22 protein-coding genes are annotated in these 26,856 nt (G+C 61.4%); 16 read left to right on the forward strand and 6 right to left on the reverse strand.

Translation table 11 applies throughout. From position 1 onward, the window contains the following. Positions 1–6 precede the first annotated feature (6 nt). Positions 7–786, forward strand: a complete 780-nt coding sequence (locus ACTAQJ_RS21720) for an enoyl-CoA hydratase/isomerase family protein (RefSeq protein ID WP_498699317.1) — start codon at positions 7–9, stop codon at positions 784–786. 13 nt (positions 787–799) lie between these two features. Here the strand turns inward: ACTAQJ_RS21720 and ACTAQJ_RS21725 are convergent, their stop codons facing one another. From ACTAQJ_RS21725 to ACTAQJ_RS21750, 6 genes are read right to left on the reverse strand one after another with little or no spacing between them, the layout of a single operon-like run. Next, the gene (locus ACTAQJ_RS21725) at positions 800–3,151 is read right to left on the reverse strand and encodes a thiamine pyrophosphate-binding protein (RefSeq protein ID WP_498699319.1); all 2,352 of its coding nucleotides are present in this window, start codon (positions 3,149–3,151) and stop codon (positions 800–802) included. 47 nt (positions 3,152–3,198) lie between these two features. Further along, a complete protein-coding gene (locus ACTAQJ_RS21730; RefSeq protein WP_431116299.1) occupies positions 3,199–4,479 on the reverse strand; it encodes an amidohydrolase family protein in 1,281 nt (426 codons plus the stop codon). Then, positions 4,480–5,574 (reverse strand): threonine aldolase family protein, encoded by a 1,095-nt coding sequence (locus ACTAQJ_RS21735; RefSeq protein ID WP_498699322.1) that lies wholly within the window; start codon positions 5,572–5,574, stop codon positions 4,480–4,482. Next, on the reverse strand, positions 5,571–6,674 hold the full coding sequence (locus ACTAQJ_RS21740) for an ABC transporter ATP-binding protein (RefSeq protein ID WP_431116297.1): 1,104 nt from the start codon (positions 6,672–6,674) through the stop codon (positions 5,571–5,573). The genes ACTAQJ_RS21735 and ACTAQJ_RS21740 overlap by 4 nt, the downstream gene beginning before the upstream one ends. Continuing rightward, positions 6,667–8,421, reverse strand: a complete 1,755-nt coding sequence (locus tag ACTAQJ_RS21745) for an ABC transporter permease (RefSeq protein ID WP_498699325.1) — start codon at positions 8,419–8,421, stop codon at positions 6,667–6,669. Before ACTAQJ_RS21745 ends, ACTAQJ_RS21740 begins: the two co-directional genes overlap by 8 nt. Further along, complete coding sequence (locus tag ACTAQJ_RS21750) at positions 8,418–9,524, reverse strand: ABC transporter substrate-binding protein (RefSeq protein WP_498699327.1); 1,107 nt, start codon at positions 9,522–9,524, stop codon at positions 8,418–8,420. Before ACTAQJ_RS21750 ends, ACTAQJ_RS21745 begins: the two co-directional genes overlap by 4 nt. A gap of 303 nt (positions 9,525–9,827) precedes the next feature. Here ACTAQJ_RS21750 and ACTAQJ_RS21755 point away from each other — a divergent pair, with 303 nt between their 5' ends. From ACTAQJ_RS21755 to ACTAQJ_RS21825, 15 genes are all read left to right on the forward strand, one after another. Next, positions 9,828–11,033, forward strand: coding sequence for a TetR/AcrR family transcriptional regulator (locus ACTAQJ_RS21755; protein WP_498699330.1), 1,206 nt, complete (start codon positions 9,828–9,830; stop codon positions 11,031–11,033). Positions 11,034–11,191: 158 nt separating this feature from the next. Then, positions 11,192–12,547: an MFS transporter gene (locus tag ACTAQJ_RS21760; RefSeq protein WP_498699333.1), complete on the forward strand. Its 1,356-nt coding sequence runs from the start codon at positions 11,192–11,194 to the stop codon at positions 12,545–12,547. A 94-nt stretch (positions 12,548–12,641) separates the two neighbouring features. After that, positions 12,642–13,496, forward strand: coding sequence for a TauD/TfdA dioxygenase family protein (locus ACTAQJ_RS21765; RefSeq protein ID WP_498699336.1), 855 nt, complete (start codon positions 12,642–12,644; stop codon positions 13,494–13,496). A gap of 222 nt (positions 13,497–13,718) precedes the next feature. Then, positions 13,719–14,492 (forward strand): FAD binding domain-containing protein, encoded by a 774-nt coding sequence (locus tag ACTAQJ_RS21770; RefSeq protein WP_498699339.1) that lies wholly within the window; start codon positions 13,719–13,721, stop codon positions 14,490–14,492. A gap of 6 nt (positions 14,493–14,498) precedes the next feature. Further along, positions 14,499–15,032, forward strand: a complete 534-nt coding sequence (locus ACTAQJ_RS21775; RefSeq protein ID WP_498699341.1) for a (2Fe-2S)-binding protein — start codon at positions 14,499–14,501, stop codon at positions 15,030–15,032. Then, the gene (locus ACTAQJ_RS21780; protein WP_498699343.1) at positions 15,029–17,368 is read left to right on the forward strand and encodes a xanthine dehydrogenase family protein molybdopterin-binding subunit; all 2,340 of its coding nucleotides are present in this window, start codon (positions 15,029–15,031) and stop codon (positions 17,366–17,368) included. Before ACTAQJ_RS21775 ends, ACTAQJ_RS21780 begins: the two co-directional genes overlap by 4 nt. Then, a complete protein-coding gene (locus ACTAQJ_RS21785) occupies positions 17,334–18,545 on the forward strand; it encodes an XdhC family protein (RefSeq protein ID WP_498699345.1) in 1,212 nt (403 codons plus the stop codon). The genes ACTAQJ_RS21780 and ACTAQJ_RS21785 overlap by 35 nt, the downstream gene beginning before the upstream one ends. 157 nt (positions 18,546–18,702) lie before the next feature. Then, positions 18,703–20,244, forward strand: a complete 1,542-nt coding sequence (locus ACTAQJ_RS21790; protein WP_431116281.1) for an aldehyde dehydrogenase — start codon at positions 18,703–18,705, stop codon at positions 20,242–20,244. Positions 20,245–20,286: 42 nt separating this feature from the next. Further along, the gene (locus ACTAQJ_RS21795) at positions 20,287–20,631 is read left to right on the forward strand and encodes a RidA family protein (RefSeq protein WP_431116280.1); all 345 of its coding nucleotides are present in this window, start codon (positions 20,287–20,289) and stop codon (positions 20,629–20,631) included. Positions 20,632–20,637: 6 nt separating this feature from the next. Then, positions 20,638–21,639, forward strand: a complete 1,002-nt coding sequence (locus tag ACTAQJ_RS21800; protein WP_498699349.1) for a PDR/VanB family oxidoreductase — start codon at positions 20,638–20,640, stop codon at positions 21,637–21,639. Positions 21,640–21,671: 32 nt separating this feature from the next. Then, complete coding sequence (locus ACTAQJ_RS21805) at positions 21,672–22,664, forward strand: VOC family protein (protein ID WP_498699350.1); 993 nt, start codon at positions 21,672–21,674, stop codon at positions 22,662–22,664. Beyond that, positions 22,657–23,532 carry an alpha/beta fold hydrolase gene (locus ACTAQJ_RS21810; RefSeq protein ID WP_498699352.1) on the forward strand — a complete coding sequence of 292 codons (876 nt, stop codon included), beginning with the start codon at positions 22,657–22,659 and terminating at the stop codon, positions 23,530–23,532. The genes ACTAQJ_RS21805 and ACTAQJ_RS21810 overlap by 8 nt, the downstream gene beginning before the upstream one ends. Further along, complete coding sequence (locus ACTAQJ_RS21815; RefSeq protein ID WP_498699354.1) at positions 23,529–24,272, forward strand: 3-oxoacyl-ACP reductase family protein; 744 nt, start codon at positions 23,529–23,531, stop codon at positions 24,270–24,272. Before ACTAQJ_RS21810 ends, ACTAQJ_RS21815 begins: the two co-directional genes overlap by 4 nt. Positions 24,273–24,362: 90 nt before the next feature. Next, entirely contained in the window at positions 24,363–25,151 is a 789-nt protein-coding gene (locus ACTAQJ_RS21820) for an SDR family oxidoreductase (RefSeq protein ID WP_498699356.1), read from the forward strand. A 33-nt stretch (positions 25,152–25,184) separates the two neighbouring features. After that, a complete protein-coding gene (locus ACTAQJ_RS21825; RefSeq protein ID WP_498699358.1) occupies positions 25,185–26,855 on the forward strand; it encodes a thiamine pyrophosphate-binding protein in 1,671 nt (556 codons plus the stop codon). The last annotated feature ends 1 nt before the right edge of the window (position 26,856 follow it).

The raw sequence follows: 26,856 nt of genomic DNA on the forward strand, positions 1-26,856 counted from the left end.
AGTCCCATGATCGAGCTCTCCATTGCCAATGGCATTGCCGAAATTGTCCTCAATGCCCCCGAAAAGCTGAACTCGCTCAACGAGGACGCGCTTGCCGAACTGGATAAGGCGTACGACGACGCTGCTGCCGCCGCCTCGCGCGGTGAAGTGCGGGCGCTGCTGCTTCGCGGAGAGGGACGCGCCTTCTGCGCCGGCCGCGACATTGCTGGCGTTACCCCCGAAACCGACGACGCGCAGGCGTATCTCGGTGGGCTGGTGGAACCGCTGTTGAAGAAGATGGCAGCGTTCCCGGCGCCCACTTTCGCTGCCGCACATGGTGCTTGCCTGGGTGTTGGTTTAGGGCTCTTGCTGGCCACGGACGTGGTGTACGTGGCGGAGAATGCCAAGTTCGGTTCGCCCTTTGCCAAGCTCGGCGCCACCCTGGACTCCGGCGGGCACTGGTACTTTACCGAGCGCTTGGGCATGCACCGGACACTGGACCTGATCTACACGGCCGATCTGATCTCTGGTTCGGAGGCCGTGGAGCGGGGAATGTTCAGCCGGGCAATGCCGGATGATGCGTTGCTTGCCATGACCCGGGCGATCGTCGAGCGCGTGGCTACCGGTGCCACTGAGGCTTTCAAGGCCTCCAAGGAACTCGTGGCCCACATCCGCGACCAGCGCCTGGGCCTGTGGGCATCCATGGCCGAGGAAAACACTGAGCAGGCCCGCCTCTGCAAGACCGAGGACTATGCCGAGGGCTTCCGGGCCTTCCAGGAGAAGCGCGCGCCGGTTTTCAAGGGGTGATCCCGAGCCCCTGTCATTGGACCAAATCCAGGACAGCGCGGACGATGCTGTCGGTGTCGATCCCGTGATAGCGGTAGACGTCCTCGAGGCCGCCCGCCTGGCCGAAGGTGTCAACGCCGAGGTTGCGGCTTTTGACTTGATGCACGCCGGCGAGGAACGCGAGTGTGTGGGGGTGGCCGTCGAGTACGGTGACCATGGGGACGGCACGCCCGGACGGCAGGATTTGATCCAGAATCCAAGACGCTGCGTCCGGGTTCTGTCCATTGCGGCCCTGCAGCGCTTCATAGAGCAGGCCTGGACTCGTGACGCAGACGACGTCCACGGGGGTACCTTGGGCGGCGAGTCGCTCGGAGGCCGCAACCGCTTCCGGGACCATGGCTCCCATGGCGACGATCGTCGCACGCGGTGTCGCCGCCGCGCGCAGCATGTAGCCACCAGCGACCACTTGGCGACGGCGACGCTCACGGGCGGCGGGATCTTCCGGGACCGCGGCCAGTTGCTGATCGACGGGTTTTGTTGAGAGCCGCAGGTAGGCTGATTTGCCGTCTGGTCGTCCGAGTTGGGACATGGAGGCGAGCAGCGTCCACTCGACGTCGATGGCGAAGGCCGGTTCGTAGCTGGTGCAGCCGGGCTGTTCCAGGCCGATGGACGGCGTCTTGATGGACTGGTGCGCACCGCCTTCGGGTGCGAGCGTGACGCCCGACGGCGTGCCTACCAGGATCGACTGGCCGCCGGCGTAGATGCCGTAGGACCACGGTTCCAAGGCTCGCTCGACGAACGGGTCATAGAGCACTCCGATCGGGAACAACGGCTGGCCCCAGCGGCTCCAGGTTGCACCGAGCTCGCCCAGAAGACTGACAAGGTTGACCTCGGCTATGCCGAGTTCGATGTGCTGCCCGGTGGGCTTTTCACGCCAGTGCATCACGGTCTCGGTGTCGTCGCTGAACCAGTTCTGTCGCTCTTCCACTGACCACACGCCCACCTTGTTCAGCCAGCCGGCGAGGTTGGTGCTGGAACTCACGTCCGGACTGACAGTCACCAAGCGGCGGGCGACGGCGGGCGCCGCGCGGGTGACGTCCAGCAAAGTCCGGCCCAGGGCTGCCTGTGTGGTTGCCGTGCCCGAGGGCGTCCTGCCGAAATCTGCCGGTACAGCAGGCGGGGCGACCGCCGGTTCGGTGGTGCGCCGGAGGGTTTCCGCTGTGCTCCGTACCAGCTGACCCTCGGTGCTTGCGGGATCGAATCGCGTCCACGGTGCGTCCGGGTTCTCGCCCATTGTGTCTGCGAGTTGGCGGTATTGATCGAGGGTCAGCAGCGAGGAGTGGTTCTGTGGATGGCCCTCGGTGGGAAGTCCGTTGCCCTTGATGGTGTAGGCGATGATGACCGTGGGACGGGTGTCATCGATCCGGGAGTAGGCCTCGCGCAACGCGGCAAGATCGTGCCCGCCCAGGTTCCTGATGGCCCGGGTCAGGGTCTGGTCCTCGACGCCGGCAATAAGTTCCGCGATGGCCGCACCCCCTGCGCCCTCACCAGGGAGCCTGCGGCGCAGCTCTTCGGCGGAGCAGCGCAGTAGCCGTTGGTATTCGGGATTGGACATCTCAACAATGCGCTTGCGGAGCGCATCGCCTCCTGTCCTGGCCATGAGGCTTTCCAAGAGATGGCCAAAGCGCACGGTGATGACCTGCCAGCCAACGGCCTCGAAGAGACGCTCGATCTTGCCTGCGGCAATGTTTGGCACCACCCGGTCAAGGGACTGCCTGTTCAGGTCAACGATCCAGACGATCTCACCAAGATCCGCTACGTTCGAGTCCAGCACTGCCTCCCAGATGGCGCCCTCGTCCAATTCGGCGTCGCCGACGAGCGAGTACTGGCGCCCACGGTTCGGTGTTCCGCTCACGGTCTCGACGTATCGCCGCGAAATGGCACCCCAGATTGGCGCGGTGGCCCCGATGCCTACGGAGCCCGTGGAATAGTCAACGGGATCCGGGTCCTTTGCACGGCTGGGGTAGCTCTGCAGCCCGCCGAACTCGCGCAGGGTTGTGAGGTACTTTTCATCCAAGCTACCCAGCAGATAGTTAATGCTGTGGAGCACCGGCGAGGCGTGGGGCTTCACGGAGACGCGGTCCTCAGCGCGAAGCTGCCCGAACCAGAGCGAGGTCATGATCGTGGCAATGGAGGCGCTCGAAGCCTGATGGCCGCCCACCTTGATGCCGGATGTGTTGGGCCGCACTCTGTTTGCGTGGTGGATGATGGACGTGGCAAGCCACAGAACGCGGCGTTCGATCGCAGCGAGTGCTTCCAGCTGGGGGTCGTCGAGGGTCGAGACGGTCTTCGCCGCCAGGTCATCGTTGACTGGGGTCAGGTTCATTGAATGCCTTAAAAGGTGTGTTGTGGTCGTAGGGGAGGCGCGAGAAGTTATTGGGCGATCAGTAGTCCGCGCTTGAGGACTCCAAGCGGTGTTCCGAGAGTGCTGATGTCCTGCCGGGGGTCCGCCGCCGTGACGATGAGGTCGGCCCATAGCCCGGGCAGAATGCGGCCCACTTGCGTCTCCATCCCGAGCATGTCGGCGGCTTCAGACGTGGCAGACTTCAGCGCATGCTGTGCTGCCAGTCCGGCGTCGACATAGCGTTCCAACTCGCGGGCAAGGAGATCAAAGGTGACGTGGGCAGGGCCTGCGTCCGTTCCTGCCACGATCGACATGCCGGACTGGAGGAACTCGGTCACGTTGGTAAACCGCGATTCCAACCGGGCCACCACATTGCGGTCCTGGGGGTTGGATAGTACTGAGTGGCCTTCCCGCAACTGCCGGGAAACGATGTCCGCTGCGATGACTGTGGGCACAACGTGGATTCCGGCATCGGCCGCCCTGCGCAACAGCTCGCGATCCGGAGCGCACTGCTCATCGGGCCCCAGCATGGAGGCGTGCTCCAAGGAGTGCACGCGTGCCTCGATGCACGCCGCCATTGAGGAACTGGCATGGGCATGGGCTGCAGTCCTCATGCCGTAGGAGGCGGCGATGACCACCGCCTCACGGAGCAGGATGGGGTCGAATTCAAAGACGCTTGGACTGGTTCCGGGAGTAAATCCGCCGCCGCTGGCCATGACCTTGATCCAGGTGGCGCCGGCCGCGTGCTGTTCGGCGATGATCGCCTCGACGTCGTGACGGGTGCGTACCTCTCCGCCCATGTCGTGTCCATGCCCGCCCACGCGGCAGATCGGCGCACCGCAATGAACCACGGTGGCGACGTCGGACACCATACCCAGGGCTGCCCTCATGGGAGCAAGCAGGTGCCTGGGTGTCCCGCAGTCCCGCACCGTGGTTATCCCGGCACGAAGCGCAATCCGCGCATTCGCAACAACCTGCGCAACGATCTCGTCATCGCTGCTGCGCTGATAGGTTCCCTTCGGGTCATCACCACCATCGAAGGCCAGGTGAACATGGGCATCCATCAATCCGGGAGCCACAAATTTGCCCTTGAGATCCAGGACGCTGCCCGTGCCCGGTTCACTGCCGGCAGGAACAATACGGGAGATCTGCCCTGCCTGGAGCCACACATCGCTGAGGGAACCCGACGTACCCGACTCGGGATCGACAACACGTGCATTGAGCAGCACTGTGACGTCGTCGCCTGTCCTGGCTGCGCGGCTGACGCTGTACGGTACGGGACGGTCCGTCACATCGAAGGTGATGGTCATTTAGTTGCTCCTTGTGCTTAGGTGCATCGAGTAGGTTTCGTCCAGCAATTCCCTGAGCGCGTCAGCGGCGAGGCGTACGTCTTCCGTGTCGACGTCCAGATGGGTGACGGCACGAATTGTGGACGGGCCAAAAGCGCCCATTCGGATCCCGCTCTCCTGCAGCAGGCGATCCACCAGCACTGCCGCGGTGACGGGGAAGCCGACCAGGTCAAAGAGGACAATATTTGTCTGGACAGTTAGCGGATCGATCGATATATGCGGGTTGACGGCAAGCAGTTCAGCCAGCAGGCGGGCATTCCCATGGTCATCTGCGAGTCTGTCCACGTTGTTGCGGAGGGCATACGTACCCGCTGCTGCCACGATGCCTGATTGACGCATGGAACCGCCCCAGCGTTGCTTGAGACGCCACGCTTCATTGATGAATTCAGCGTCTCCGGCCAGCACTGCTCCTATTGGGGCGCCCAGTCCTTTGCTGAGGTCAAGCCAGACTGAGTCGAACGGGGCACAAAAATCTTGGGCAGATACGCCGGTTGACACCACCGCATTGAGCAGGCGCGCGCCGTCCATGTGGGTTTTGATCTGGTGAGCCCGTGCCACATTCGTCACCGACGTGATGTCCTCCTGAGACCAGCACGTGCCGCCTCCGAGGTTGGACGGCTGCTCTATGGAGAGCAGCGCGTTCCGGGCGAATGATCTGCCCTCAGGGCGGAGGGCCGCTTCAAGCTGGGCTACCGAGAACACGCCACGGTCTGCTTTGATCGGCCTGTACAGGGCACCGGCCAACGCGGGCGCCCCGGTTTCCTCGTGGCACAGCGAATGTGCGGTCTCGTCAACAAGAATCGCGTCGCCGGGGCGGCAGTGCAGAGCATAGGCGATCTGGTTGCACATGGTCCCTGATGGCAGGAAGACAGCCTCCTCCTTGCCCAGAAGCTCCCGTGCGAGGGCAACCAGCTCGTTGGTGGAGGGGTCTTCACCCTTTTGTTCATCCCCAACCTCGGCGTTTGCCATGGCCCGCCGCATGGCCTCTGTTGGCCGGGTAATCGTGTCGCTGAACAGATCGATCCTGATGGGGTAACTTGACCCGACCGGAATCAATGTGTGGCCTTGGGCGCCGTAGCAGTCCGGGGCTGGAACAACTTGTAGCCGTCCCGTGGAATGCCCACGCGAACATGGGAGGAATCCGTGCGCTCGCGGGTTTCGACAACCAGGGCCTGCTCCCCGACGCCCACCGTGTACCGGAAATGATGGCCGTGATACGACCTCTCAAGGACGGGTCCATTAACAGTCATTTCGTAGCCTTCAGACGACGCATCGTCAGGCAACAACGCCAGGGCTTCCGGCCGAACGGCAACCACGACGCCGTCGGAAGCAATCGTGGATGGTACGTGGATCGCTTGGTCCAACCCGTCGATCTTGATCGTCAGGATTCCCTTTGAGCGGCCAATGACTGTTCCCTCCAGCAGGTTGCTGGTACCAACAAAATCAGCAACGAAGAGGTCGGCGGGATCGTTGTAGATCTGCTCCGGCGTACCAATTTGGCGTACGGTTCCAGCTGACATGACCGCAATCTTGTCGCTCATGGCCAGGGCTTCGTCTTGATCGTGGGTCACAAAAACCGTGGTGACGCCGATCTTGCGTTGTAACTGAAGCAACCAATCGCGGGTACGTTCGCGCAGCTTGGCATCAAGATTGGAAAACGGCTCGTCCAGGAGCAACAAGCGCGGAGGGAATGCCAACGCGCGTGCCAGCGCCACTCGTTGTTGCTGGCCGCCGGAGAGCTGATGCGGATAGCGGTCTGCCTGATCAGAGAGGTCAACCAGCTCAAGCACTTCATCGACGCGCCGGCGGAGTGCCTCGGACTTGTAGCGTCGGAGGCGCAGTGGATAGCCGACGTTGTCGCGGACCTTCATGTGCGGCCACACAGCATATGACTGGAAAACAACCCCGCAATCACGGCGCTCCGGCGGAAGGAAGGCGGAGGAGTCATGGTTGAACAAGGTTTGGTCGCCCACAACAATGCTGCCGCCGTCGGGCTTGAGGAGTCCTGCGATGGACCAGAGTGTTGTGGACTTGCCGCAGCCGCTTGGGCCAAGCAACGTCAGGATCTGCCCGTCGGAAGCTGTCACTGACACGTTGTCCAGGACCGTCAAACGGCCAAACTTCTTGGTGAGATTGGTGATGACAAGATCAGGCATGAGGGCGAACTCCAAACAGGATGCGTCCTGCGCCCAGGACAGCTGCGGTGATGACGAGTTGGATGACTCCGAGGGCGGCGACGGTGCCGCCGAGGCCATTTGCTGCAATTTGAAGCATGGCCAGTCCCAGTACCTGGGTTTCGGGTGTCACCAGAAAAACTGCGGCGTCGGCTTCATTGAGCATTGCCACAAACAGCAAGACGAACGAGATACCCATGGCTGGCCTCAGCAGGCTGAGAATGATGGTGCGCATCGCCGTCCACCAATCCGCTCCGGCCGAGCGTGCGGCGCGGTCCAGGTCCGCACCCAGCGCGGCAAGCGATGGATAGAACGCGGCATAGCCCATGGCGAGTGCGCGGACCCCGAAGGCGATTCCCACCGCCCAAAGTGTTGCTCTGAAGGTTCCGGAGTGGTCCAGGATGGCAAACGTCCAGAAGAAGGCCATGCCGGTGATCAAGCCCGGGACGGCCCGGGGATACAGCACGATGTGCTCCAAGGATCCGCGAAACCGAAAATTGGAACGGTGGGCAACCAACGCGATGACCGCGATGCAGACGGTCGCGATGGCGGCGCCAACTGTCGCAATCAGCAGGCTGTTGCCAATAGCTCCGGTGTAGAGCGGGTTGGTTAAGATCGCCGAGAAGTTCTCCAGTGTCAGCACGCTGAACGGGTTGATTGCCGGCGTCAGAAGGGCGGTGACAGAGGCGAGAACCACCCCGCTGAGCGGCACCAGGGTTGCACAGCCCAGAACAATTCCGATGACAGCGGACAGCAGCCAGCCGAGGGGGCCCAATCCAACAACGTTCGCCGGTCTGGATGACTTGCCACCGGTCGTAGTAAAGCGGGCGAGGTCGCCGGCCAGGCGGTTGCGCAGCAACAGCAGCAGAGTGACAGCGAGCAACAACATGACGGCTCCTGCAGGCAGAACTCCGCCACCGGCGTCGGCGCTTCCGGTCCACTGCCTGTACAGGTAGGTAGACATCATGTTGATGTTCTTTGACGTACCAAGGATGAGGGGGATCCCCAGCGTTTCCAGCGCCAACGCGAAGACCAGCAGCCCGGAGTTCAGCAGTGCCGGGCGGAGCAACGGCAGAGTCACCGAGAGCAAGGCGCGGAGGGGCCCGGCGCCAGCGCAGCGTGCGGCTTCCTCGAGTGTCGAATCGCCGGAGGACAGCGTCCCCCGGGCAAAAAGATAGACCACCGGCGAGCCAAGGACCGTACCCATGACCACCATTCCTGCAACGCTGTAGAGGTCAAAGGGAACAGTGAACGGCGTGTACTCTTCCAGCAGATGGGTGGCATATCCGTTCTTTGACCACATCGACTGCCACCCGACGATGAGCACCAGCCCAGGCAGGACCAAGGGCAGGACAATCAGGGCTGAATAGATCCTCCGCAACGGGAGGTTGGTGCGGGCTACCAACAAGGCCACGGTGGTTCCAACCACAACTGAGCCGATCGTGGCGAAGAGTGCGAACTGCAGGCTGTTGGCGACGGCTGACCACCAGAGGGGATCAGTGGCCAGTTTGCCGAAGTTGTCCAGGGTGCCGTTGCCGCCGCTTTCATAGAGCGGGGTGGACCAGAGCGACGACCAGACGATCGGCACGATCGGGCCGAGGATCAGCAGGACAGCGAGGACCCAGACGCCGTAGTGGATGACTTTCTCCGGCAGCCATGCCCGCTTGATGTTGCCAAAGCCCGACGGCGGTGGCGGGGCTTTGGGGTCTGTGAGCGTGGAGCTGCTCATCGCCCGAATGCTTCTTTCCAGCGGTTCTTGAAGGCCGGTGCATCCGTAACCAGGGCCTGGTCCCACTTGGCAATGTTGATGTTCTCCGCACCCAATTGCTCTGTTACCTTCGCGAGGTTTACAGGGCAGTCCACCCCGTCGAGGTAGGGTGCGAACCCGCCGGCGCAACCGGCCGTCTGGCCGGCCTTGTCAATCAGGAAGTTCACAAACACTTTGGCCGCATTGGGTGACTTGCCCCCGGTGGTCGCTCCGGCACCGCGGGGCATGAAGGGTGTTCCGTCTGCGAAGAACTTATAGTTCAGCACCTTCGCGGCAGCGCCGGTGATGAGTGGCCGGGTAGCGCCGGACTGGAAGTAGGACATGGTGTACTCGCCCTGGAGGAGCTTGTTGTACATGGGGCCTGCGCTGGCTTCGACCTTGGTATTTGGTCCGAGTTGCTCAAGGATCTTCCATCCGGCCTCTCCCGCCTTGGCGATGTAGGCGTGATTGACCGTGTAGCCAAATTCTGTAGTGCCGTCATAGGTGACGATCCTGCCCGTGAGTTTCGGGTCACTGGACATCTTGGCGAGTGATGCAAGGGAATCGGGTTGCTCGGATTCGGGCAGGAGGGTGGTGTTGATCAGAGCCATGACCGGGTTCAGTTCCATTGCGAAGACCCCTGGGGCGAGTTTCGCGAAATCGGGCAACGGCGCGGCGGCAGGTGGTGTGAAGTCCTGGATGTCACCACGCTTGACCAGATCCAGGAAGTTCGCGCCTTGGAGGCTGATGATGACGTCCGCGGTCTTGCCGCCAGTGGCCTTCTCGTTGAGGTACCTCTGGAAGCTTTCGGTTCCACCCAGGCTGATGTAGCTGGTTTTGATATCCGGATACTGGTTTTGGAAAGCAGTCACGACCGGCTTCATCGACGCCTCATTCGCCTCGCCGTAAACCAGCAGCGAGCCTTCCTTGGCGGCGGCCTCGAGGATTGCCGGCTCCATCGCCGCTGCAGTCGGAATGTCCGTCTTGACGGCATAGGCATTGGGGGCGTCATTCCCGGTGCTGCAGCCAGTCAGGGCCGCGAAGCCGCAAAGTGCAGCAACAGCGACTATTGCACGTCGTTTCATGGTGGACTCCTTTGTCACAGGACGGTGCATTGGTTAAGGGCGGTGCTTTGGTTTGCGGGAAGTGTTTCTCTGGGCCATAGCACCTGGTTGGCGTCCCGTAAGTGAATACGCATCGGCCGCCGGGATGCTCCGGCCGGTGCTCGCATTGCGGGGAACCTTCACGTTTCCCGCTACGGTGAGGCACTGCTACCTGGCCGCAACTGGCTTGTCCGTAAGTGAAGGGCAGTGTTGCGCAGGTTGTTCTTAAACTTTGGCACGTCGGGAGCTATTGCGCAATAAGTGAATCTGACTAATCTTAAGAACATGAATAAGTCCTCCACCGCCCCGGAGCGTGGCACCAGGCCGCGGAACCGTCGCGCGCTGATACTTGCTGCTGCGGGTGAGCTCTTCGCGCAGAAGGGATACGCGCAAGTCAGCATGACCGATGTGGCCAAAGCGATGGCCGTTCAGCCATCCGCCCTTTACCGACATTTCCCGAGCAAGGGCGAGCTGCTTCGCGAGACAGTTGTGGCCAGTCTCCAGCCCGTCTTGGATAGCGTTACCCAGACCCCGGACGGTGACCTCGAACAGTTGATCACGGCGCTGGGCCGGGCGGTTATGGAACACCGGGAAAACGGCGTGCTGTGGGAGCGTGAATCCCGCCACCTCCCGCCTGCCACCCGGTTCGACATTGCCAGCGGCATCAAGTTCGCCATCAGCAGCAAACTGCAGTCCGGCAGCTATGCGTTGCCCGCTTCCGAGGCCGACCTGCGGGCTTGGGCCATGTTTGCTGTGATGATCAGTGTGTTGTTGAACCCTAACCGGCTCTCGCGGGTGGATGAAGAATTCCAGCTGGCCACGCTCGCCCGGGCAGTGCTGGTCATGCCCTTGCCCCCGATTGAAGCGTCCGGGAATCACAGGCGCGCGTCGATTGCCATGCCACGTAGCCGCCGTGAGGCACTGCTGGCTGCCTCAATCCGGCAGTTCGCCGCGTTTGGGTTTGACGCCGTGAGTCTTGACGACATCGGCGCCGAAGTTGGAGTCGCAGGTCCCAGTATTTACCGCCACTTCGACAGCAAGGCGGAAATGCTTGCCGCAGCACTGCATCGTGCCAAAGAAGTGCGGTGGATGGACATGTGGCGCGCTCTCTCTGAAGCCGCTGATGCAGCTGAGGCACTCCAGCGCACCGTTTCCTCGTACATTGCTTTCTCGTTGGGCAGCCCGGAATTCCTGCAATTGGCCGTGTCCGAACGTCCGCACCTTCCCGAGCGGGACTTGCAGAACTTGATGGAGGCGCAGGGCGACTACGTCACCGATCTGGCCTCGCTGGTGGAGGACGTTTACCCGGGGGCCGATCAAGAGGTGGTCAGGACCCGCGTGAAAGCGGCACTGCACGTGATCAGCAGCGTTGTCCGCACTCCATTCCTGCGGGATATCCGAGGCATCCAGGAAATTCTCGAACACATTGCAAGGGGCCTGATGGCACCCACAACCGACCACGGTGGGTTGTCATCGATCCCTCAAAAATGAGATCTTGCGCACAAAGCATCTCAGTAATAAGATAATGACCACTGAAGTAATCTGCATCACTTCAAAGCTCATTCTGAGACAGGTGCCTTAGGCAGCCCTGATCACCACGGTCCACGCACAGCGGGGCCGACTTTTCGCAAAATACCTGGAGGCACAATATGAGTGCAGTGGTCGCACAACCATCGGGCGCGAGTTCTCCGAGGAAGGTCGCCTTCGCGAGCCTCATCGGCACGACTATCGAGTGGTACGACTTCTTTATCTACAGCACCGCGGCGGTGCTCGTTTTCAACCAGCTCTTCTTCCCAGGCTTCGACCCCACAACCGGGACCCTGCTTGCGTTCTCTACCTTCGCGGCCGGCTTCGTCGCCCGTCCCATTGGGGCGATTGTCTTCGGTCACTTCGGTGACAGGGCAGGCCGAAAGCCGATGATGGTCCTCACCATCCTGATCATGGGCATTGCCACCGTAGCGATCGGACTGTTGCCAACATATGACGCGATAGGTGTGTTCGCCCCCGTTCTACTGGTGGTGCTGCGGCTGACCCAAGGGTTTGCACTGGGCGGCGAGTGGGGTGGTGCAGTGCTGATGGCTACCGAACATTCCCCCAAGGGCCGGCGAGGCTATTTCGGTAGCTGGCCGCAGGCAGGCGTTGCAGTTGGGCTGATTCTGGCCATGACGTTGTACATACCCCTGGAATCGATGTCCGAAGACCTGTTCATGGCATGGGGATGGCGGGTCCCATTCCTTCTCAGTGCGGTACTGGTTATCACTGGCCTGGTTATTCGCATGAAGGTCGCGGAGAGTCCGGAGTTTAATCGAGTCAAGGCTGACCACGGCGTTGTGCGTCTGCCTGTAGTCGAGGTCCTCCGGACACACCCGAAGCAAGTGTTCCTTGTGGCCGGCGCCAGCTTGGCACCGGGAATCTTCTTCTACCTGATCACCGTGTACAACTTTGTCTACGCGGGGAAGTCAGGCGAGCTGGATTCGACGTCGATGTTGGTCCTGGTGATCGTAACTTCTGCGATTGGCTTCGTGGTTACCCCGCTCGCCGGTGCTCTCTCAGATAGATTCGGGGGACAACGCGTGTACCTGTGGGGTCTGGCGCTCATCGTCATCGTTGCGTTCCCGCTGTACTTTGCCCTTGATGGGGGCACCTACGGCTTCATCGCCGTGTGCTACTTTGCCGCAACGGTAGCCGTATACATCCCATGGGCACTTACGCCGGCGTACTTCTCCACCGCCTTTGACGCAAGGGTCCGCTACAGCGGACTTTCCTTGGCTACTACTCTCGGAAATCTCTTCGGCAGCGCCATTGCACCTCTAATTGCCGGTGCCCTGTTTGCTGCGACAAATGCGTCTATTTCAACATCGCTTTACGTCTTCGTCGCCGGAACCGTGTCAATCATTTGCGCTCTGTTGCTCGGACGGGTCATCCGAAACAAGGCATTGCGAACCCGCAGAGCTAGCGACGCGACGGGAATTGATGAGGTCCCCACACCCACGTATTCGGAGTGACACAAGCATTCCCCAACACGAACAGCTCGTCGGGGTCTGTCACCGATGACAGAGACGGGCGCAGTGTCACACGCCAACAAAGGAAGGAACTACCATGAGCGGCAACGATCAACAGTTCAAGACATTTACGCTGGAACAAGCAACACCCACTATTGGGGCGTATATCCATGGACTGGATCTGCGAGAAGAGATCACTCCCGAATGCCGGGAGGAACTGCGGGAAGTTTTCTTGGAGTACCAAGTACTGTTTCTCCGGGATCAGCACATTACGCCGGATGATCAGATCAAATTCGCCAAGGTGTTTGGCGACCCCCAGGAAGTAAGTGCATTCTTCCCCTCGCTCCCGGAAAATCCGCACATTGAGGTGCTGGAGTCACGTGGCCGGGCTGCCGGGACCGACGTCTGGCACTCGGACTTGACCTGGCAGGCAACGCCGAATTCGGCTACCTGCCTCCACGCCCAGCAAATCCCCCCGTGCGGCGGCGACACGCTCTGGGCGAGTATGACCGCCGCGTATGACGCGCTGCCGGAGAACGTGAAAAGCGTCATTGACGGGCTTGAGGGAGTGCACGACTGGGAAAAGGAACTGACCAGCGTTGTCCGCCAGGGTCCCGATGGTGAGGCGCGCTATGACGAGACCCGCCGTAAGTATCCACCCATGACCCACCCTGTAGTGCGTAAGCATCCGGAAACCGGCCGCAAGCTCGTCTACGTCAACGCGTTGTTCACCACCCGGCTCACGGGCATCTCCACCCAGCTGGGGGACTCGCTGCGAAACATGCTCACCGACCTCGCCAGAACCCCGGAATACCAGGTTCGTTTCCGTTGGGAGCCTAACTCCCTGGTGATCTGGGACAACCGATCTACCCAACACTATGCGGTGGGGGACTACCACCCGCACTACAGGCTGATGCACCGGGTCACGCTGAAGGGCGATCGTCCGGCGTAAGGGTTGTTGGAGCCGTGCCGGGCGCCCTTGTCGTGGGCCGCCCGGCACGGTTGATATGGAACTCACGTTTTGTCACGGCGAAGGTGCCGAGACAAAAGCCGGGCCAAAGCGAAGGAAGGCTGACCAATGCGAGGCCAGAAATTAGGGGCGGGGCTGATAGCCCAGAGCCAGTCCGCCCTTCCACCATTTATTTTGCATCGGCCTACTTCGCTGGGAGAGGCCGTGGCACTTACCCGGCAACATCCAGAAGCTGTGATTGCGGCGGGCTGTTCGGATCTGGTGGCGCAATTTCGCGAGGGATTGGAGCCGGACGTTCTGATTTCCGTGCAACGAATCAAGGAATTGCGTGAAATATCGAATGATGCCGGGATTCTGACCATTGGCTCCTTGGTCAGCCACACTGAAGGCAGCAAAAGCCCGGAAATCCTGTCATCCATCCCGGCACTGGCCGCAGCGTGGGGATCAATTGCCACTGTTCGAATCCGCTATCGGGGCACCCTCGGAGGCAATCTCCTTGCCCGTCGATATCGGTACGAAATGCCTGTCATTCTGTCCGCATTGGGTGCGCAGATGCAGTTTCAAGGTGGAGACCTTGCAGCCCTGCCCGTCTCATCGCTCTGGGATCAGAACCTTGGGAACGTAGGTATTCTCACCGCCGTCACCGTCGACACCGCGTCCCTGCTGTGGTTCGGTTACGAGCGATCTATGCGCCCGCTCAGCACCGTGTCCCTCGCGGTGCGAAAGGACGCGGTGGCTGGCCTTACCGTCTCTGCCGTCTGTGGCAGTGAATACCGTCAGCCTTTTGTGCTGTCACATACTGCCGAGGCAACTGACATCACTGAGCTTGACCCGGCCATTGTGGGCGGGGTTCTGGCGGCTCAGCTTCCAGAGGAGGCGGCCGACTACGCGGGGTCCATCGACTATCGACGACACCTGGTGGGCGTTCTCTGCCGCCGTCTTCTTGCTCAAGCAACCGGTAACCAAAGGAAAGGATAGCCAGCCATGAGCCTTGAATCACCGGAATCAAGCCAGGAAAAATTCACCCACAAGGTCGAGTTTGAGCTGAATGGAAGCCTGGAACAGCGTTGCGTCCCTACGAGTACTACGGTCTTGGATTTGCTGCGCAACAGCTGCGGTAAGCAAGGGGTCCGTGCTTCGTGTGAGCGGAGTGTCTGCGGTGCCTGCACTGTTTTGGTTGATGACCTTCCCGTAGCTGCCTGTTCCACGTTTGCCTTCGACATTGACGGTGCGCGTGTTGAAACGGTTGAGGGCTTGGCTGCCCAAGACGGCACCTTGAGCGCCCAGCAGCAGGCATTCAGGGAATGCGGGGGCTTCCAATGCGGCTTCTGCACCTCCGGCATGCTGATGCTGACCACAGCGCTGCTGCGGCAAAATCCGCAACCGAACCGGGAAGAGATCCGGGACTGGATAAGTTCGAATACCTGCCGGTGCACGGGTTACGAGATGATCCTGGAATCCGTGGAGCGTGCCGCGGAACTGGCTGGGGCCAAGCAGCAGGATCAGGCCTCCGAATGACCGGGATCGTGATTCCTTCCACGCCGGACGATTCGCCGATCGTCGGACGCGACCGCCCACGCCTTGACGCCACGGCCAAAGTCACCGGCCGGGCCGTCTACACAGTGGATATCGAGAAGCCCGGGATGCTTCATGCGAAGGTCCTGCGGAGCCCACACGCGCACGCTCGGATTCTCAGCGTCGATGCTTCGGCCGCCCGCTCCCTGGCAGGAGTCACTGCCGTAGTCACCCGCGAGGAAATCCGTGGACTGCATTCCTACGGCACCTATGTCAAAGATCAGCCGATTGTTGCCACGGACGCTGTCCGCTACGTTGGCGACGTCGTTGCTGCTGTGGCTGCCGTGGATGAACGTACCGCTTTTGCGGCCTTGGATTTGATTCGGGTTGAGTATGAACCGCTGCCGGCGGTCTTTGATTCAAGAGCCGCAATGGATCTGTCAGCACCTGCCATTTTTCCAAACCAGCCCTTCGCCGCCTATCCCGAGTACGGCGATGGCGCCTCGGGCGCGGCACACACCGCCCACAACGTGAGCTACGAATTCCGCTACGAAACGGGAGAGGAGAGCGTCTGGGCAGATTGCGACTACATCTTCGAGGACACCTTTACCTTCTCCCGGATGAACCACATGCACCTGGAGCCCTTTGCCACAGTTGCCGAGGCCACAGCGAATGAAATCGAAGTGTGGACCTCTACCCAGAGCCCCTTCCCAATGCGCAAAGAACTGGCCAGGGTTTTTGGACTGCCTGAAAACGACATCCGGGTCAACGTCCCACTTCTGGGCGGCGGCTTTGGCGCCAAGAACGGTCCAAAAACGGAGGCGATCGCCATCCGGCTCTCACAGTTGTCCGCTGGGCGACCGGTTCGCTACTGCATGAGCACAGAAGAAGTCTTCCTGACGCTGAGCCAGCATGACGCCATCCTTACCGTCAAATCGGGGCTCAAGGCCGACGGCGAGTTCATGGCGCGCCGGTCCCGTGTGCTGCTCAACGGTGGCGCTTATGCGGATGCCAGTCCGCTGGTGGCTGAGAAGGCCGGATATCGGATGCCCGGAGCCTACCGCTGGAAACGCATAGATTCCATCTGCCAAGCGGTGATCACCAACACAGTCCCTGCCGGCGCCTACCGAGGTTTCGGCGCAACCCAGGCCACCTGGGCCAGCGAGCGCCAGGTTGACCTGATCGCCGAGCGGTTGGGTTTCGATCCCCTGGAGCTTCGGCTCAAGAACGCCAAGGAATTGGGTGAGGAGTTCGTTCCAGGAGAGACTCCCATCGATTCGGATCTTAAGCATGGGCTAAACCTGGTGGCGGACGCTATCGGATATCGCGAGCGGCGGCGCTCAGGTAACCGTGGCATGGGAGTTGCCATCGGCATCAAAGATGGTGGCGGCGTCAACAAGCCTGCCCAAGCCCGGGTCAAGGTGACCACCAACGGTGATGTCTTCCTGAATTGTGGTCTGGTGGAAATGGGCCAAGGCGGTCATTCGGCGCTGTGCCAAATAGTGGCGGAGACGCTGGCATGCGATCCGAAGCGGGTGAAGTATGCCGCAATCGACACCGACAACACCCCCTTCGACCAAGGCACCAACGCCTCTTCGGGCATCGCAGTCATGGGTCATGCAGTTCTTCAGGCCGCTGAGCGCGTGAGGTGTTCCGTGTTGGACATGGCGGCCGAACACCTGATCCTGAACCGCCAATCAATCCGTCTGGACAACTGGCACATCGTTGACGCTGAAGGCACCACCTATGAGCTCCCGCCGTTGATTATGGACAGATTCGGCGGAACAGGATTTGAGTTCACTGCGGACGGCTACTTTAAGGTCCGTTCCTCCAGCAGTGCACCCCTGGAAGCGCCATGTATGTTTTGGGAGATCGGGTGGGCAGCCGCCGAAGTGGACGTTGATCCGGAAACCGGCCGGGTGGAGCTTTTGCAGCTGGTTGTCAGTGGTGACGCCGGCAAGGTGGTGAATAAGCTGGGCTGCCGCGGCCAGGACGAGGGCGCCGCGGTCTTCGGATTGGCCCAGGCACTCTTTGAGGAACTGCGGTACGAGGACGGCGACCTGCTTAATGGTGAGGCTCTCCTCTATCGGGTGCCGCTGGCTGAGGACATTCCCCAGCGCTTTTCCTCCATAACCCAAGAACAGGGCCATGGGGCCGGACCTTTTGGGACCAAGGGGATGGGCGAGGGCGGCATGCTTCCCATTGCGCCAGCGATTGCCCAAGCCATCGCTGACGCCACCGGGGCACAGCTCACGTCGTTGCCCATGACGCCTGAACGCGTCTACAACGGCATCCGCGAAGCGCGTGCGCGCCAAAGCGGGACTGACGGCAATGCGTGAGGTGATGGAGGGGCTGGAGGAGTCGTGGCTGGCTGAACGACGCGTCGCGTTGGCTACGGTGGTCCGCACGGAAGGTTCCGCGCCGCGGGCAGTCGGAACGTCCATGCTTGTCACCGAAGACGGATCGCCGGTGGGCTCAGTTTCGGGTGGATGCGTAGAAGCAAGTGTGATCGAAGCAGCAGCCGGCGTTCTCGCCAGCGGGGTCCCGGAGCTTTGCAGTTTTGGCATTTCAGACGACGACGGTTTCGGCATCGGACTGACCTGCGGCGGCAGCGTTGATGTTTTCATCCAAGCGTATGCGCCCGCTTCCTGCCCGCATTTTGCTTCACTGCAGAGGGCCGTGGCCGAGAATCTGCCCTGCGCTAGGGTCACCATCTTCGACGGCGCTCCGGGCTTTGTGGGTCGATCCGAAATGGTCCTGCAAAATGCGGAAATCAAAGAGCTGTTTGAAGGTACCGTCCTTGCTCCCGATGCCGTCCGCGCTGCCGGGGATGCAGTCCAGGAGGCAATAGCCTCCGGAACCACGACGTCGGTCACTCTTCCGGCGGCTACTGGTACTGAAAAGCCACTGTCTTTGCTGATCGATGTTTACCGTCCGGCGCGCAGGCTGCTGATTTTCGGGGCGATTGACTTCTCCGCCTCGCTGGCCCAGCTGGGGGCATTCCTTGGTTTTCACGTCACAGTTTGTGATGCCCGTGCTGTTTTCGCGACGGCCAAGCGAATTCCCTCGGCCCATGAGATCGTGGTCGATCAACCAGCGCGCTATCTGCAGAAAGAAATCGCCCTGGGAGGGCTCGCCCCCGATACCGCTATCTGTGTCTTGACGCATGATGCCAAATTCGATGTTCCGGTCCTCGATGTCGCCCTGCGGCATGGTTTCGCGTACATAGGCGCGATGGGTTCCCGCAGAACGGCCGGTGACCGTCGGGACAGACTGATCGGTTTGGGCCACACCGACCAATCGCTGGCACCGCTCCGCTCGCCGATCGGCTTGGACCTTTCCGCTTCCACCCCTGCTGAAACCGCGGTTTCCATCATGGCGGAGGTCATCGCAGCCAAGAACCGGACCTCGGGCCTGCCCCTGGCGCACACCAGCGAACCGATCCACAAAGGTGTGTTGGAGCGCGCAGGTTATCAACTGCGCCCGGCCGGCCAGCCGCCGTCGTACTGCGGTTGAAGCAGTCCTCCAAACGCTTGGAGCATGCAAGCAGCAAATTAACTTTGAACCTAAATATCTTGACAGGAAGTATCTTAGTACTGATATTCTTTTCCTATGACGTAGTTCACATGAATCCACGTCGTGGGGATGACAGAGAGATGAACGGAAGCTGAAGATGAGTACGGACAGCCTTGTAGGAAACACTTCCCTGCCCAGCCCTGCGGACGCCCAGCTGGTGGTCGCTCCTGATACGCGGGATGAGATCTACGTGGGCGGCGTCTGGACCCGGGGCAGCGGTGCGCTGATCGAATCGGTCAATCCCGCTACCTCTGAGGTTTTCGCCACCCTCCACGGAGCAACGACGGCGGATGTGGACGCCGCTGTTGCTGCCGGCGTGAAAGCCGTGGAAGAGTCCGGATGGGCAAAGAAGCTCCCTCACGAGCGCGCTGCTGTCCTGCACCGCATCAGCTCAGCCATCGAGATCAACGCTGATCGCATTGCCGAACTGCAGACGCTGGACACAGGTAAGACACTCGTGGAAACCAAGGCGCTCGCCATGAGCGCGGCAGCCACCTTCCGCTTCACCGCGTCCGCTCTTGAAACCATGGAGGACGCACTGACGTCCCCTCGCGGGAACTACCTCAGCATGTCCACCTATGAAGCGATCGGAGTGGTGGGTGCCATCACGCCCTGGAACTCGCCGATTGCCAGCGACGCACAAAAGGTGGCTCCGGCACTCGCTGCAGGGAACGCCGTCGTGGTGAAGCCGCCGGTCTGGGCGCCCTGGGTTTCGCTGCTGTTGGCACGGATTTGTGAGCAGGCCGGCCTACCTGCAGGTCTGCTGTCTGTCCTTCCCGGCCCCGGCCGCGTCGTAGGCGACGCGCTCGCGCGACACCCTGACGTAGGCAAGATTTCCTTCACGGGCGGGACTTCCACGGGGCGTCAACTGGGCCATATTGCGGCCGAGAAGATCATGCCCATTACCTTGGAGCTGGGTGGAAAATCGCCCACCATTATTTTTGCTGATGCCGACCTGGACCAGGCTGTGGCCGGCGTGCTTTATGGCATCTTCTCTTCGAGCGGGCAGAGCTGCATTGCCGGCTCGCGCGTTTTTATCCAGCGATCCGTCTACGACTCCGTTGTCGAAAGACTCGTCAAGGGTGCCGAAGCCCTGCGAATCGGACCCGGAACGGACCCAAGCACCCAGGTAGGGCCACTGGTCGCCCATGCCCATCGTGACGCCGTCGCCGGGATGGTTGACGACGCGAGGCTGGCTGGTGCGCAAATCCTCTGCGGCGGCACTGCCCCCAATGAGTCCAGGCTTCAGGCTGGTGCATTCTATGAGCCCACCATCATTGCTGGCGTGAGTAACTCGGACGTCATTTGCCAGGAGGAAATTTTTGGGCCGGTGGCCGTCGTCTTGCCGTTTGACGATGAAGCCGATCTCATCCTTCAAGCCAACGACAGCGTTTTTGGTTTGGCCTGCGGCATCTGGACTGCTGACTACCGCCTGGCCTGGAGAACAGCGCGGGCCGTTTCGGCTGGCACCGTCTGGGTGAACACCTACAAGCAGTTCAGTATCTCCACCCCGTTCAGCGGGCTTAAGGAAAGCGGTCTGGGCACTGAAAAGGGCCGGGACGGCATTCGATCCTATATGCACCAGAAGAGCATCTACATCGACCTCTCGGGCGCATCCATCCCATGGGCCGGCAACTAGCCCGGACCGTCTACCACCATCCTGCGTTCGAAAGGTACGTCAATGAATGCTCACCCCTACAGCCCCGCCTTTGCGGCCGGGGGATTCGGCTTTATCTCCGGCGCATTGTCGGTGGATGAAAGTGGTAATGCCGTACCCGGCCGCTCCGAAGCGCTGGTAGCCGCGGCCGCGAGGCTCTCCGAGCGACTGGGATCCGTCGGTATGTCCTTGGCGGACGTCGTAAAAACCACCTACTTCGTCACCGACGTGACGCTGCGGGACGAAGCCAACATGCACTACGAACAGCTGTTCGAGTCGCCGCGCCCGGCACGTTCGTTTGTGGAGGTGGCCGCCCTGCCCTATGGAGCCACGGTGGAAATCGAAGCAATCGCGCATCGGAGGAGGTGAATACCCATGAGTGTGGAAATCCAGAACCGTGCGGCGGTGACCCCTGATGTCCCCGAACCGAAGGTGCTGACGCTCAGGGTGCAGCAGAAAACCTGGGAAGCCGACGGCGTCATCCGGATTATGTTTGTTGATCCCGCCGGAGCGGCGCTCCCGCAGTGGCTTCCAGGTGCCCACTTGAGCCTGCACCTGCCCAATGGGCTCACTCGCGAATACTCTTTGTGTTCGGACCCGGAAGACTCGACCAGTTGGACAGTGGCCGTGCTGCGAACCCCCGATTCCCGAGGTGGCAGCAAGCTCATCCATGATGAGCTCCCGGTGGGAACGCTCATCCAGGTTGAGGGCCCGCGCAACAACTTTGAGCTTGATCATGCCGAACGCTATGCGCTGGTAGCTGGCGGTATTGGCATCACCCCGATCATTTCCATGGTGCGGCGGTTGGAATCAGTTGGAGCTGATTGGTCCCTGCTGTACACCGGCCGGTCGCGTTCCACCATGGCCTTCCTGTCAGAGATTTCAGACCTGCCCCGGCACCGGATAAGCATCCACGCTGCCGACGAAGCCGGCGGCAACTACGCGGATCTGTCGGAGGCAGTCGGCTCGCTCCCGCCTGAAACCTTGGTGTATGCCTGCGGCCCTGAGTCTTTGATGCAAGCTGTGGCCGGCGCCATGGCAGACGAATCGCGATTGAGGATTGAGCGGTTCAAAGCACCGGACATCGTGCCCGGACCGGAACTCGACCAGACAAGTTTCGATGTCATCTGCCACAGCACTGGCCAGCGGATCGCCGTTGGGCCCGATGTTTCCGTTCTGGACGCCCTGAACGACGCCGGCATTAACGTTCCCAGCTCATGTGCAGAGGGCATCTGCGGAACCTGTGAAACAGGAGTCATCGACGGGGACGTTGAGCACCGTGATTTCCTGCTCTCCCCGGCCGAGCGGGCAGAGAACAAATCAATGTTTGTTTGCGTCTCACGTTGCCGGTCCCGGGAACTGATTTTGGATCTCTAGCACGAACACCACTCGACTGAAGGTTGATTCCCATGAACTATTTCTCAGCAGAGCCTGTCTGCAATCTGCGGTCGCTGCGTTCTGTGTCCCTGAAAGTGCCCGATACCCGGCCAGCCAGGGATTTTTACCACGAAGTCTGGGGCCTTTCCACCGTGGAGGAGGACACTGATAAATTTTGGCTCCGCGGAACCGGTTCCGAACACCACATCCTGAGGCTGGAAAGGGGCGAGCAGAATGCCTTGGGCGGGGTCTCCTTCGCCCTTGCCACACCGCAGGACGTTGACCGTGCAGCTACTAAGCTCACCGCCCTGGGGATTCCGCTTTTCCGTGAGCCCGGTCCTTTGGATGATGCTGCCGGCGGCTACGGTCTTCAGCTGGTGGATCCCGAAGGCAGGCTGGTGGAACTCTCCGCCAATGTCCACGCCGTAGTCAGCCAGGAGCCGGCCGGTCGGCGGGCACTTCCACGCAAGATCGCCCACGTTGTGCTCAACACCGTGGATATTGATCGCGCCACGGCGTTCTATACGCAGGTGCTGGGGATGCGGATTTCAGATTGGTCCGAGCACCAGATGGCCTTCCTGCGGTGTAACAGCGAGCACCATGCCATCGCGTTCAACCAGGCTCCCTGGACCTCGGTCAATCATGTGGCGTACGAGATGCAGAGCATTGATCACTTCATGCGCGGCATCGGCAACCTGAAGCGGCACAACATCGCTCCTCAGTGGGGGCCGGGCCGTCACGGGCCTGGCGACAATACGTTCTCGTATTTCACAGACCCCTCAGGCCTGGTTTGCGAATATACCTCCGAAGTAGCCCAGGTGGACGAGGACAGTTGGCTGTGCCGCACGTGGGAACGGACGCCGGAACTCTCCGACCAATGGGGAACCGCTGGTCCACCCACGTCCGCGGTCCGAAGCGCCATGGCCGGCGTTCCGGATAGCGGGTACAGGTCGCTGGTGGTCCCTGGACGCGATGATTACTTCTCCATGCTGGAAGCTCCTGCCGCAGTAAAAGCCCATGCGTAGCAGCGCCTTGCCGACCGCCACGGAAACCGCGTCGACTGGCACAGCATCCAGTGATACCGCCCCGACTGACACCGCGTTGACTGGCACCATTGCCGAACGCCGGAAATTTGTCCACGGGGTCTCCCTTGTTATTCGCGGGGAAGGAGCACCGGTCTTCCTCATGCACGGCATTGGGGGCGCCGCCTCATCCTGTGGTGCCCTGGCTCAACTGCTGAGCGCCCACGGATACCAGACGTTTTGCTGGGATGCGCCCGGCTATGGCGAATCGGCAGCACCACCGGAGGGCTTGGATCATCCTGATTTGGTGCTGGACATCCTGGCCACACTGAATGTGGGCCCAGCCCACCTGATCGGCACGTCATGGGGAGGCGTGATTGCCACCCGGATAGCCGCTCAAGCACCGGAGGCGGTGCGGTCCATTGTGCTGGCGGACAGCACCCGGGGTTCGGGAATTACGAGGACCGCGGCGGAACGCATGCTGGCCCGCGTTCCGGAACTGGCCGCCGTCGGTCCCGAAATTCTCGCGGCCCGACGATCGGCAAGACTGGTCTCCCCGTCCGCCCCGGCCTGGGTGGCCGAAGCTGTACGGGCGGACATGGCCGCCGTCCGCCTCTCCGGCTTTTCGTCGGCCGCCACCATGATGGCGCAGTGCGACACCACGGAGCTGCTGCCTCGGCTCCGGATTCCGGCATTGGTCTTGGTGGGCCAGGACGATGTGATCACTGGCGTCGCGGAATCCAAGGTCCTTGCCGAGAATATTCCCGGTGCCGCACTGGGCATCATTGCCGGTGCAGGGCACGCCGCAGTGCAGGAAAAGCCGATGGAGATGTCCGCTGCCATCCTCGCTTTTTGGGAGGGCATCCAATGACGCGTCTGGTGGTAGTTACCGGATCCGGGCGGGGACTCGGGTTCGACATTGCCGAACGATTGGCAAGCAGCGGAGACCGCATAGTCATTGCGGAGAAGAACGCAGACCTCGCTGAGCATGCTGCCGCAACACTCCGCGGACAGGGCTTTGACGCGACGGCGGTCATCACCGACATCGCTGACAAAACCTCGGTGGCGGACTTGGCCGCTGCGGTCGAGCAGCTTGGTGGCGCGGATGCGTTGGTCAACAATGCGGCATTGGCCGACGGCGTAGGCGGCGACGCCTTTTGGGAACTGGAAGAAGACTTCTTCCAAAGGGTGATGACCGTCAATGCCTACGGGACCTGGCTGGTCAGCAAACACCTTTACCCCCAGCTGGCACAAAGCCAGGCAGGCTCCATTGTCAACATCGCATCAGACGCAGCGCTCTACGGCTCTCCACGGCTGGTCCACTACGTCGGATCAAAAGGGGCCGTCCTGGCGATGACCCGGACAATGGCCCGCGACGCGGGACCAGCCGGAGTCCGCGTCAATGCCGTCGCCCCAGGGCTGACCCGGGTGGAAGCCACCGAGTCAGTGCCGGCCTCCCGCTACCGTCTCTACGAAGAGAACCGCGTGCTGCCCAGGGACCAACAACCCAAGGACGTATCCGGCGTCGTCCAGTTCCTGCTGTCCGATGCTGCAGGCTTCATCACCGGCCAGACCATCGTGGTGGACGGCGGCTTCGTCATGGGCCACTGAAGTCACAGGTCACCGAAATCGCAGGTCACCGAAATCGCAGAGCCGAACCGCCCTGGAGCGGACAAAAACCACTAACTAGGAGTCCCACATATGGACCTGCAACTGAAGGACCGCACGGTGGTTGTCACCGGGGCGAGTTCCGGCGTCGGCCTTGCCACCGCCCGCTATTTGCTGGGCGAAGGTGCGCAGGTTGCTGCCTGCGCGCGCGACGCCGGCCGCTTGGCCGAAGCGTTCGAGGAGTTTTCCTGGGCGGACAAGGACTCGATTTACCTTGCTTCGTGCGACGTCACGGACCAAGATGCCACGGACAGGTTTATCGCGGGAACTTTGGATCGGTTTGGCGCCGTCGATGGTCTGGTCTGTAACGCCGGCCGATCCTTGATGGCCACACTTCAGGACACCACGGACCAGCAGCTGCGTGATGAGTTCAGCCTGAAGATCTTCGGCGTTTTGAACATGGTACGTTCCGCCAGGTCTGCCCTGACGGCATCGGCCCACGGCTCGGTGGTCAACGTCAACGCAATCCTCGCCCGGCAGCCTGAGCTACGCCTGGCTGCCACCTCTGCTGCCCGCGCCGCACTGCTGAACCTCACGCATTCCCTTGCCGAAGATTTGGCAACAGAGGGAACGCGGGTGAATTCGGTCCTGCTCGGCCTGGTGGACACCGGCCAGTGGCGGCGACGCTTCGAGGAAGCCGGCTCTGAACTCGACTACGAGGCCTGGAGTGCCGAGATCGCCGGCAACCGCGGCATCAAGCTGGGCCGTTTCGGCACGGCTGAGGAGGTGGCTTTCCATATTGTCACCCTGCTCTCGCCCCTCAGTGGATACACCACAGGAGCAACAATCGACGTCGGCGGTGGCGTGGGGCGCTATGTCTAGCCAGCTGAACTTCATCAGGAAAGAGATCCAGATATGTCAGTGACACAAGAAGCAACGGTCCCAAGAGGGCCAACAGGCGGTGATGTCCTGGTCCGTGTCATGCGTCGCCACGGCATCGACACGGCTTTTGGGGTCATCAGCATCCACAATCTTCCCCTCGTCGAGGCAGTGGACAGGGAGCTGAACTTTGTTGCCGTCCGCCATGAGGCCGCGGCAGTCAACGCGGCTGACGCCTATGCGCGCGCCTCCGGCAAAATCGGGATTGCCCTGACCAGCACTGGTACAGGAGCCGGCAACGCCGCGGGCTCCATGGTGGAGGCGCTCACCGCGGGAAGCCGTGTGCTGCACATTACCGGCCAGATCGACAGCGAATTCATGGGCAGCAACCGTGGCGTGATCCATGAGGTCCCGCGCCAGTTGCAGATGCTCCACGCGGTCTCTGGCTATGCCCGCACCATTTTCAATGGCAAGGATGCGGAGGCGGACCTGGAGGAGGCAATCGCACACCTGCTCTCCTCGCCTCACACACCGGCCAGCATCGAATGGCCTACAGATTTGCAGTACCTTGCCCACCCGGAGGATCAGCGCCCCATCGATGCGCAAGTGAAGCCTTTACCCGATTACGACGCCGATGCTGTCGCCGAGGCCGTCAGGCTCCTGGCGGGTGCCAAGCGCCCGCTGATCTGGGCCGGCGGAGGAGCGGCCGGAGCGGAAAAGGAACTTGCGGTTCTGCTGCACCGTCTCGGCGCGGGACTGTTGACCAGCAACTCGGGCCGGGGCGTGGTTCCGGAAGATGACCATCTTGTCATCGGCAACTTTGCTACCACTCCCGCCGCAGTCCGGCTGATCGAACAGTCTGATGTGTTGCTGAGCATTGGCACGCACTTCCGTTCCAACGAGACGCAGCACTATTCACTCAAACTGCCCGGCACCCACATCCAGCTGGATCTCAACCCTGAAGCCGTGGGCCGGGTGTATCCGGCCACTGTGGGTCTGGTGGGTGACTCCCGCGCGATTCTGGAGGCGATGGTCAGCCAATTGGGTAGCCATTCCGTGGACCCCGGCTGGTCGCAGCAAGTGCACAATGTACGCCTTGAGGTACGGGCCGGGCTGACTGAGTACATCGGTGGCTATGCGGAAATCTGCCACAGCCTCAGGGACCGCCTGGATCGGGAATCCGTTGTTGCCCGTGATGTGACCATACCCTCCAGCCAGTGGGGTAACCGCCTGCTGGAAATGTACTCCCGCGAAACCAATATCTTTCCGCTGGGAGGCGGCATCGGCCAAGGTTTGGCCATGGGCATCGGGGCAGCCTGCGCCCGCCCGGATGTTCCCACGGTAGTTATTGCCGGCGACGGCGGCCTGGCCGTTCATCTTGGTGAACTCGCCTCCCTTGCCGGTTCAGGGGTCTGGTGCGTGGTGCTGGTGTTCAATGACGGCGGCTATGGGGTGCTGCGCAACATGCAGAAAGCCAACGGCTTCGCCGAGGCAGGGGTCAACCTGCACACACCGGACTTTGGTCTGCTAGCCCAGTCACTGAACTTGCCATTCTGGCGGGTGCGCGGCCCAGGGACCTTTGATGGGGCGTTGGTGGAAGCGCTCGCGGTGCGGGGGCCCGCGGTGATCGAGATCGACGTCACCGCATTGGACCCCGTGCCGGGAGCTTTCGTGCCGCCGGTGCATATTCCAACCCCACATCAGTAGA

It is taken from the genome of Arthrobacter sp. alpha11c (assembly GCF_054149985.1).

What these genes read in the sequence shown, in the direction of transcription:
- ACTAQJ_RS21775 (WP_498699341.1), top strand. Translation starts at nt 14,499, where the DNA reads ATGAGCCTTGAATCACCGGAATCAAGCCAGGAAAAATTCACCCACAAG.
- ACTAQJ_RS21810 (WP_498699352.1), top strand. Translation starts at nt 22,657, where the DNA reads ATGCGTAGCAGCGCCTTGCCGACCGCCACGGAAACCGCGTCGACTGGC.
- ACTAQJ_RS21765 (WP_498699336.1), top strand. Translation starts at nt 12,642, where the DNA reads ATGAGCGGCAACGATCAACAGTTCAAGACATTTACGCTGGAACAAGCA.
- ACTAQJ_RS21720 (WP_498699317.1), top strand. Translation starts at nt 7, where the DNA reads ATGATCGAGCTCTCCATTGCCAATGGCATTGCCGAAATTGTCCTCAAT.
- ACTAQJ_RS21780 (WP_498699343.1), top strand. Translation starts at nt 15,029, where the DNA reads ATGACCGGGATCGTGATTCCTTCCACGCCGGACGATTCGCCGATCGTC.
- ACTAQJ_RS21800 (WP_498699349.1), top strand. Translation starts at nt 20,638, where the DNA reads ATGAGTGTGGAAATCCAGAACCGTGCGGCGGTGACCCCTGATGTCCCC.
- ACTAQJ_RS21755 (WP_498699330.1), top strand. Translation starts at nt 9,828, where the DNA reads ATGAATAAGTCCTCCACCGCCCCGGAGCGTGGCACCAGGCCGCGGAAC.
- ACTAQJ_RS21750 (WP_498699327.1), bottom strand. Translation starts at nt 9,524, where the DNA reads ATGAAACGACGTGCAATAGTCGCTGTTGCTGCACTTTGCGGCTTCGCG.
- ACTAQJ_RS21725 (WP_498699319.1), bottom strand. Translation starts at nt 3,151, where the DNA reads ATGAACCTGACCCCAGTCAACGATGACCTGGCGGCGAAGACCGTCTCG.
- ACTAQJ_RS21740 (WP_431116297.1), bottom strand. Translation starts at nt 6,674, where the DNA reads ATGCCTGATCTTGTCATCACCAATCTCACCAAGAAGTTTGGCCGTTTG.
- ACTAQJ_RS21815 (WP_498699354.1), top strand. Translation starts at nt 23,529, where the DNA reads ATGACGCGTCTGGTGGTAGTTACCGGATCCGGGCGGGGACTCGGGTTC.
- ACTAQJ_RS21805 (WP_498699350.1), top strand. Translation starts at nt 21,672, where the DNA reads ATGAACTATTTCTCAGCAGAGCCTGTCTGCAATCTGCGGTCGCTGCGT.
- ACTAQJ_RS21820 (WP_498699356.1), top strand. Translation starts at nt 24,363, where the DNA reads ATGGACCTGCAACTGAAGGACCGCACGGTGGTTGTCACCGGGGCGAGT.
- ACTAQJ_RS21795 (WP_431116280.1), top strand. Translation starts at nt 20,287, where the DNA reads ATGAATGCTCACCCCTACAGCCCCGCCTTTGCGGCCGGGGGATTCGGC.
- ACTAQJ_RS21825 (WP_498699358.1), top strand. Translation starts at nt 25,185, where the DNA reads ATGTCAGTGACACAAGAAGCAACGGTCCCAAGAGGGCCAACAGGCGGT.
- ACTAQJ_RS21745 (WP_498699325.1), bottom strand. Translation starts at nt 8,421, where the DNA reads ATGAGCAGCTCCACGCTCACAGACCCCAAAGCCCCGCCACCGCCGTCG.
- ACTAQJ_RS21730 (WP_431116299.1), bottom strand. Translation starts at nt 4,479, where the DNA reads ATGACCATCACCTTCGATGTGACGGACCGTCCCGTACCGTACAGCGTC.
- ACTAQJ_RS21790 (WP_431116281.1), top strand. Translation starts at nt 18,703, where the DNA reads ATGAGTACGGACAGCCTTGTAGGAAACACTTCCCTGCCCAGCCCTGCG.
- ACTAQJ_RS21760 (WP_498699333.1), top strand. Translation starts at nt 11,192, where the DNA reads ATGAGTGCAGTGGTCGCACAACCATCGGGCGCGAGTTCTCCGAGGAAG.